Raw genomic sequence first — 390 nt, 5'->3', positions numbered from 1 at the left:
GGCTTATACACGGTCATTCCTGGCGTACCTCGGAACGCAAGAAGCCACAGTACGCGAATTGGCCAGATTGGCCAAGGCGACGCAGGCTTGTCTCGTCTGCTTCGAGGCCGATTACGCGATGTGCCACCGCACATATGTTGCAAGAGCTGCCCGCAAGCTGGGAGGCCCGCCGATCGTGCATCTGATGGCTAGAACAGCCCAGGCTGATTCGGTGTTTCAGGCTGCAGCTTAGGCGGGCATATCACACTGATGATGAGCCACTGGTCGGGAAACCGGTGCATGGTGCCCATCAGCAGGATCAGGTCGCGAGAGGGAAGTTGTCTTTCGTATTTCTCCCGGAATGGGGCTTCCCAGCCAGCAGCGCCGTGCTGTTTGAGAAGCCTCCTGTAG

At 58.5% G+C, this 390-nt stretch carries 1 protein-coding gene and 1 pseudogene; one reads left to right on the top strand and one right to left on the bottom strand.

Translation table 11 applies throughout. The annotated features are described in order from the left end of the window. The first annotated feature begins 19 nt into the window (after positions 1–19). The gene (locus tag D3227_RS44755) at positions 20–232 is read left to right on the top strand and encodes a DUF488 family protein (RefSeq protein ID WP_425374605.1); all 213 of its coding nucleotides are present in this window, start codon (positions 20–22) and stop codon (positions 230–232) included. Here D3227_RS44755 and D3227_RS42520 read toward each other — a convergent pair. Beyond that, a pseudogene (locus D3227_RS42520) lies at positions 189–390 on the bottom strand (hypothetical protein); the annotation flags it as partial. The gene D3227_RS44755 and the pseudogene D3227_RS42520 sit on opposite strands and share 44 nt — an antisense overlap.

Origin of the sequence: Mesorhizobium waimense (assembly GCF_003601975.1) — a bacterium.
GTDB lineage: Bacteria > Pseudomonadota > Alphaproteobacteria > Rhizobiales > Rhizobiaceae > Mesorhizobium > Mesorhizobium waimense.
This window is presented reverse-complemented; position numbering and strand designations above follow the sequence as displayed.